Source organism: Bradyrhizobium sp., from assembly GCF_016462955.1.
Taxonomy (GTDB): domain Bacteria; phylum Pseudomonadota; class Alphaproteobacteria; order Rhizobiales; family Xanthobacteraceae; genus Bradyrhizobium.
Genome location: NZ_JAEMSD010000337.1, coordinates 1 through 7711 on the forward strand (window position 1 = coordinate 1; position 7711 = coordinate 7711).

Sequence of the window (7711 nt, forward strand, 5' to 3'; positions counted from 1 at the left end):
AGCTGGGACGGACGCGGTACGACTTTCGCGCTGTTCTCCGCCAACGCGCAGAAGGTCGAGCTCTGCCTGTTCGACATGCAGGGCCGCCGCGAGCTCGAGCGCATCGAGCTGCCCGAGAAGACCGAGGACGTCTGGCACGGTTATCTCAACGACGTCTCGCCCGGCCAGCTCTACGGTTACCGCGTGCACGGCCCTTACGAGCCGGAGCACGGCCACCGCTTCAATGCCAACAAGCTGCTGCTCGATCCCTACGCCAAGCGGCTTGCCGGCCGCCTGGTCTGGAGCGATGCGCATTTCGCCTACCGCACCGGAAGCGCGCGCGAGGATCTGTCGTTCGACCGGCGCGACAATGCGCGCGGCATGCCGAAGGCGGTCGTGGTCGACGAGACCTTCAACTGGGGCCGGCGCGAAATCCGCCCCAACATCCCCTGGGAAGACACCATCATCTACGAGGCGCACGTCAAGGGCCTGACCCAGAAGCGCGACGACGTGCCGCCGAATCTGCGCGGCACCTATGGCGGCCTGTCCTCGCCCGCCATGATCGAGCACCTGAAAAGGCTCGGCGTCACCACGGTCGAGCTGCTGCCGGTGCACAGCTTCGTCGACGACCGCATCCTGGTGGAGAAGAAGCTCGCCAATTACTGGGGCTACAACACGCTGTCCTTCTTCGCGCCGGAGCCGCGCTACGCCCAGGACAACGCGCTGGATTCCTTCCGCACCACGGTGGCGCGGCTGCACGACGCCGGCATCGAGGTGATGCTCGACGTCGTCTACAACCACACCGCCGAAGGCAATCACCTCGGCCCGACGCTGTGCTATCGCGGCATCGACAATGCCTCGTATTACTGGCTGAACCGCGAGAACCCGCGCTATTACGACGACTTCACCGGTTGCGGCTCCTCCGTGAATCTCGCCCATCCGCGCGTGCTGCAGATGGTGATGGATTCCCTGCGCTACTGGGTCGAGGTCTGCCATGTCGACGGCTTCCGCTTCGATCTCGCCACCACGCTCGCGCGCGGGCCGAACGGATTCGATCGCGGTAGCTCCTTCCTGACGGCGGTGCGGCAGGACCCCGTGCTGGCCACGGTCAAGCTCGTCGCCGAGCCGTGGGACCTCGGCCTCGGCGGCTATCAGGTCGGCGCCTTCCCCTCGCAATGGTCGGAATGGAACGACCGCTATCGCAGCGCGATGCGCCGCTACTGGAGCGGCGAAGGCAGCCTGATCGGCGACATCTCCAGCCGCATGACGGCGTCGTCCGACCTGTTCAATCACGACGGGCGGCGGCCGCGCGCCAGCATCAACCACATCACCGTCCACGACGGCTTCACGCTCGCCGACCTCTTCAGCTACAACGAGAAGCACAACGAAGCCAACGGCGAGGATAATCGCGACGGCTCCAACGACAATCACAGCAACAATTGCGGCGTGGAGGGTCCGACCGACGATCCCAAGATCATCGGCCTGCGCCGCCAGCTGCGCAAGAACGTGCTGGCCTGCCTGATGCTGGCGCAGGGCGTCCCGCTGATCCTCGCCGGCGACGAGGTCGGCAATTCGCAATCCGGCAACAACAACGCCTATTGCCAGGACAACGAGGTCGGCTGGGTCGGCTGGGACAATCTCGGCAAGGAGGGCGACGACATGATCGATTTCGTCGCCCATCTCGCCGACATTCGCCGCCGGTTCTCGCAGCTGCGCAGCCATCGCTGGCTCGATGGCCGGCCCAAGGACGGCGTCTCCTACGGTGCGCTGTGGCTGACGCCCGGAGGCAACGAGATGACGGAGAGCGACTGGACCTTCCCGGATGGGCGGTTCCTCTCCTATGTGATGGGCCCGATGGAACCGGGTGGGGCCGCGATCTTTATCGTACTGAACGCCGCTCCCGAAGAGATCGCATTCAAATTGCCGAAAATGCCCGAATACCCGAGCTGGCAGCAGATCCTGAACACGACGGATGCCAAGCTGAATACGATCGACTTCCTGCCGGGGAGCGACAGCAAGGCGCCGCCGCGCTCGGTGCTCGCCTTCGCGGGCGCGCTATGAGGCCCTCCTTCGGGGCAAGGCCGACGAAGGAGGGCGTGTCGTTCCGGCTGTGGGCGCCGGCGGCGCGCCGTGTCGACCTCCTGCTCGACAGCAGGCACGCCATGCAGCGCCGCCAGGATGGCTGGTACGTGGCCGAGATTGCCGGCCTGCCCTCCGGCAGCACGTACAAATTCAGGATCGACGACGAGATCGACGTGCCGGACCCCGCTTCGGCCTTCCAGCCCGAGGACGTGTTCGGCCCGAGCGAGGTGATCGATCACGACGCCTTCGCATGGCGCGCACGCGAATGGCGCGGCCGTCCCTGGGAAGAAACGGTGCTGATCGAAACCCATGTCGGCACCTTCACGCCCGAGGGCACCTACCGCGCCATGATCGACAAGCTCGATCATCTCGCCGCGACCGGCATCACCGCACTGGAGTTGATGCCGCTGGCCGATTTCGCAGGACGCCACGGCTGGGGCTATGACGGCGTGCTGTGGTATGCGCCCGACAGCGCCTATGGCCGGCCCGAAGACCTGAAGACGCTGATCGACGAGGCGCATCTGCGCGGGCTGATGGTGTTCCTCGACGTCGTCTACAACCATTTCGGCCCGGAAGGAAACTACCTCGGCCGCTACGCGCCGACCTTCTTCACCGACGCGCACACGCCGTGGGGCAGCGCGATCGATTATCGCCTGCCGCAGGCGCGCGCCTTTGCCGTCGAGAACGCGCTCTCATGGCTCAGCGATTACCGCTTCGACGGCCTCAGGCTCGATGCTGCCAACCACATCATGGCGATCCCGGGCGAGCAGTCCATGCTGCAGGACCTCAGCGTCGCCGCCGGCGAACTCGCCAAGGCCACGGGACGCCACATCCATCTCGTGCTCGAGAACGGCGACAACCGCGCGAGCCTGCTCGACGCCGCGCAGGAGCCGCCGAACGGCAAATATCGCGCACAGTGGAACGACGATTATCATCACGCCTGGCACGTGATGCTGACCGGCGAGCATGCCGGCTATTATGGCGACTACCAGACGCCGCGCATGGATCTCGCGCGCGCACTCGCCTCCGGCTTCGTCTACCAGGGCGAGATCTCCGAGTTCTGGGGCAAGAAGCCGCGCGGCGAGCCGAGCGGCAAGCTGCCGCCGGCGACCTTCGTCAACTTCCTGCAGAACCACGACCAGATCGGCAACCGCCCGCTCGGCGAACGGCTTGAAAGCCTGGCACCGCCGCAGCAGATCGAAGCCGCGCTCGCCGTGACGCTTCTTGCACCGATGGTGCCGATGCTGTTTCAGGGCGAGGAATGGGGCTCGACGGTCCCCTTCCCGTTCTTCTGCGATTTCCAGGGCGGATTGGCCGAAGCCGTGCGCAAGGGGCGCAAGCAGGAATATGCCTGGGCTTACGAAAAATACGGCGACGAGGTCCCCGACCCACTCGATCCGGCAACGCTGCAATCGGCCGTGCTCGACTGGACCGGCCGCACGCCGGCGCAGAACGCGCGGTTAGCGCTCGTGCGCAACCTGCTCGCGGTACGGCGCAAGGAGATCACACCGCGCTTGAAGGGCGCAAGCTTCGGCGATGCCGAGGCAGCCGACAACGGCCTCCTCACCGCCCATTGGCGCATGGGCGACGGCTCGACCTTGCGCCTCGTCGCCAATCTGTCGGACCACGAGATCGCCTCCACTCCCGGTGCGGGCACGCCGATCTGGGGCAGCGGGGCCGGCGAGCGGCTCCCGCCCTGGTCGGTGGTCTGGCATCTCGGAGGTTAGCATGGCTCCCGCGATTCCGCTCGCCACTTACCGGCTCCAGCTCACTGCGGATTTCGACTTCGACAAGGCCGCCGCGGTCGTGCCCTATCTGAAGGCGCTGGGGATCACGCACCTCTATACTTCACCGGTGATGAAGGCCCGCAAGGGCTCGACCCACGGCTACGACACTGTCGACCACGGCCAGTTTAATCCCGAGCTCGGCGGCGAGGCCGGCTTTGCGCGTCTGAGCGATGCGCTTCAACAGCATGATCTCGGGCTCATCATCGATTTCGTCCCCAACCATGTCGGCGTGCATTTTGCCGACAACCCCTGGTGGCTCGACGTGCTGGAATGGGGCCAGGCCTCACCGCACGCCGTCTCCTTCGACATCGACTGGGATCAGCTGGCTTTTCGCGCCCGCGGCGGCGTGCTGCTGCCGATCCTCGGCGCGTCCTATGGCGAGGCGCTGGAGGGCGGCGATATCGAGCTTCGCTACGCCCCCGATGAAGGAAGCTTCTCCGCCTGGTATTTCGAGCACCGCCTGCCTATCGCCCCGGAACGCTACGGCGAGATATTGCGGATGATCGTCAAGGAGGCGGACGCGGCGGACACGGAGCCGGGCAAGCGCCTGCTCGCGCTGGCGGCACGCTACACCGGATTGCGCCGGCCCAATCGCAAGGAAGCTCCCGCCTTCAAGTCCGAGTTGAAGGAGATCTCAGGCGCCGCCGACCTGATCGCGCAAGGCCTTGCCGCCTATCGCGCCGCCAAGGATCGCCCCGCCCAGACGCTCGCGCTGCATCATCTGCTCGAGCGCCAGCACTACAAGCTCGGTCACTGGCGGCTCGCCTCCAGCGACATCAACTATCGCCGTTTCTTCGACGTCAACGGACTCGCAGGCCTGCGCGTCGAGGACGCGAGCACGTTTGCCGCCACCCATCGGCTGGTGAAGCAGCTCGTTGCAGGGGGCAGGCTGCAAGGCATCCGGCTCGACCACATCGACGGCCTGCGCGACCCCGCACAATATTGCCAACGATTGCGCCGGCTGGTGCGCGATGCCCAGGGCAATACAAAGCCGTTCTACACCGTGATCGAAAAGATCCTGTGCGAGCACGAGCGCCTGCCGCATTTCGCCGGAGTCCAGGGCACCACCGGCTATGAATGGATGAACGTCATCACCCATGTGCTGATCGATCCCAGGGGGCTGGAGGCGCTGGACGAGACCTGGCGGCAGATCAGCAACCGGCCGCCGCAGCTTGCGCCCTACGTCAAGGACGCAAAGCGCCGGGTGCTGGAGACGCTGCTCACGAGTGAATTCACCGTGCTGACGCGCCTGCTCGCCCGCATCGCCAACGGACATTACTCCACGCGCGACTTCTCGGCCGACAGCCTGAGACAGGCGCTCGAGCTTTATGTCCTGCATTTCCCGGTCTATCGCACCTATCTGACGCATAGCGGTCCGACTACTCCGGACCGCAAGCTGATCGACGACACCATCGCGCGCGCCCGCCGGGATTGGTTTGCGGCCGACGAAGGCATTTTCGACTTCCTGCGCGACGCACTGACCATGGACCTGCTCAAGCCCGGCCGTCCCCCGCACAGCGCGCCGCGCGTGCGCCGTTTCGCGCTCAAGGTGCAGCAATTCACCGGGCCGATGATGGCAAAGTCGCTGGAGGACACCGCGTTCTATCAGTTCCACCGGCTGCTGGCGCTGAACGAGGTCGGCGGCGATCCCGCGAGTACCGGGCTCACCATTCCCGACTTCCATGAGGCCATGCAGGCCCGCGCCAGGGAGTGGCCGCACGGCATGACGGCGACGGCCACCCACGATACCAAACGTGGCGAGGATGCCCGCATGCGGATCGCGGCGCTCAGTGAGATTCCCGGCGACTGGACCAGCGCGGTGGCGCGCTGGAAAGTGCTGAACGCGCCGCAGCTCACGTTGCACGGCAACTTCCGCGCGCCATCGGCGACGTTCGAATACATGCTCTACCAGACCCTGCTCGGCGCCTGGCCGCTCGAGGAGCCGGCCGATGCCGGCTTCGTCGAGCGCATCCAGGCCTATGCGCTCAAGGCGGCGCGCGAGGGCAAGGAAGAGACGAGCTGGCTCAACCCGCATGAAGCCTATGAGAACGGCATCCAAGACTTCGTCGCGAAGATCCTCGACCCCGCCAGGTCCGCGGAATTCCTGGAGGCGCTGCAGACGCTGGCGCGCCGCGTCGCACTGCTCGGCACGCTGAACTCGCTGAGCCAGCTCACGCTCAAGGCGATGCTGCCGGGCGTGCCGGACTTCTATCAAGGCACCGAATTCTGGGACCTGTCGCTGGTCGACCCCGACAATCGCCGGCCGGTCGACTTCGCTGCACGTCATGCAGCCCTGTCAGCGTTGGAGGCGCCGGACTGGAGCGGATTGACCAAGGCCTGGCCGGATGGCCGGCTCAAGCTGGCCTGGACACGGCATCTCCTGGCGCTGCGCAGCCGTCTTCCCGATATTTTCGTCCACGGAGGCTATCAGCCGCTCGACGTGCGCGGCCCGCATGCCGACCACGTCATTGCGTTCGCTCGCACCCACGGACGCACGGCGGCCATCGTCGTCGTCGGACGTCATTTCGCGCCGTTTACGCAAGGCGGCCGGGACTGGCCCGCGCCGCCAGGATTCGAGGGGGCCGTCGACATCTCCGGCTACACAGGGCCGGGCCTTGACGGCAACGAACTGCCGCTCGCGCAAGCCTTGCGTGATCTACCCGTGGCCGTCATCGAGGCGCGCAGCACGACTGCAGCGAAGCGTGCGCCCGCCTGAAGTCACTTGCCGCCATCCTTGGTGAGCAGCAATTGCCCGCGCTTCTTGATGGTGGCTTGCGCCATCTCGGCAAAGCGCTGCAACAGCCAGGGCAGCACCACCTCGACCCGGACCTGGTCGTCGCCGACCTCGACCTGACCGCTCGCGACCTGCCCGAGCGCGCGGATGCGGAAATTCATGCAGTCGCCGCTCCAGCGCTCCTCCTCAACCTGCATCACGGGAATGCTCGCCGCGGCCCGGCCGAGCCCCGTCTTGAGCCGGCGCACCGCCTCCTCGCGCCCGAGACGATGCGGAATTGAAACGACGAGCGGTGCTGACATGGCGGGACCTCTTGTGACTGACTTCAGATAGTCATGCCGGGTCGATCCACAAAGGTTCCATGCGCGTTCGATCCGCCCGCCGTGTTTCAAAGGCGGAACTTTACAATCTGCGATAAGTTGCCCCCTCACAACGGGACAGGTGCAACGACCCTTTCCATGAAGGGCTGAGGAGATTCGCATGTCAATCGGCACGATCATTCTGATCATTCTGGTCATCGCTCTGCTGGGCGGGTTCAGCGGCATCGGCGGCGGGCCGTTCTACGGCACCGGCTATTACGGCGGGGGTGGCCTTGGCCTCGTCATCGTCATCTTGCTGATCCTGCTTCTGATGGGGCGGATATAGTCGCGCAGTCATTCCGGGGCGCGCGCAAGCGCGAACCCGGAATCTCGCGCCGCATAATCTCTGGATTCCGGGTCTGCGCTATCGCGCAGCCCGGAATGACGTTTTGGAAGGCGCCTACTTCACCTTCCCCGCCAGCTTCTTGATCGCGGCCTTGATCGACACGGCCGCATCTTCATACCCCGCCCAGGCCTTCGATCGCGCCAGCAGGCCCGGCACGGTGCGCAGCGTGTAACGCTTCGGATCGAGATCGCCCTTCACTTGCGCCCAGGTGACCGGCATCGACACGGTCGCGCCGGCGCGCGCGCGCGGCGACAGCGGCGCCACCGCCGTCGACATGCGGTCGTTGCGCAGGTAATCCAGGAAAATCTTTCCCTCGCGCAGCTTCTTCGACATGTTGAGCAGATAGTGTTCGGGATCGTCATCTGCCATCCACTGACAGACGCCCTGCGCAAAAGCCTTGGCCTCTTTCCAGCTCACCTTGTCG

Annotated in this window: 5 protein-coding genes and 1 pseudogene; 4 read left to right on the forward strand and 2 right to left on the reverse strand. The window is 65.6% G+C overall.

Going from position 1 to position 7711, the window contains the following annotated elements; genetic code table 11:
* The 3 genes from glgX to treY form a co-directional block, all read left to right on the forward strand.
* A partial coding sequence (gene glgX / locus JHD07_RS27255) for a glycogen debranching protein GlgX (protein ID WP_291627674.1) occupies positions 1–2040 on the forward strand: 2040 nt, incomplete at its 5' end.
* Positions 2037–3788: a malto-oligosyltrehalose trehalohydrolase gene (gene treZ / locus JHD07_RS27260; RefSeq protein WP_291627675.1), complete on the forward strand. Its 1752-nt coding sequence runs from the start codon at positions 2037–2039 to the stop codon at positions 3786–3788. The genes glgX and treZ, both read left to right, overlap by 4 nt.
* A 1-nt stretch (position 3789) precedes the next feature.
* Positions 3790–6564, forward strand: coding sequence for a malto-oligosyltrehalose synthase (treY, locus tag JHD07_RS27265; protein ID WP_291627677.1), 2775 nt, complete (start codon positions 3790–3792; stop codon positions 6562–6564).
* 2 nt (positions 6565–6566) lie between these two features.
* Here the strand turns inward: treY and JHD07_RS27270 are convergent, their stop codons facing one another.
* Positions 6567–6884, reverse strand: a complete 318-nt coding sequence (locus JHD07_RS27270; protein WP_291627678.1) for a polyhydroxyalkanoic acid system family protein — start codon at positions 6882–6884, stop codon at positions 6567–6569.
* 178 nt (positions 6885–7062) lie between these two features.
* On the opposite strand from JHD07_RS27270, the gene JHD07_RS27275 reads away from it, so the two are divergent.
* Positions 7063–7227 (forward strand): DUF3309 family protein, encoded by a 165-nt coding sequence (locus tag JHD07_RS27275; protein ID WP_018318514.1) that lies wholly within the window; start codon positions 7063–7065, stop codon positions 7225–7227.
* A 114-nt stretch (positions 7228–7341) separates the two neighbouring features.
* On the opposite strand, the pseudogene JHD07_RS27280 reads toward JHD07_RS27275, so the two are convergent.
* Positions 7342–7711: pseudogene (locus JHD07_RS27280) on the reverse strand (ATP-dependent DNA ligase); the annotation flags it as partial.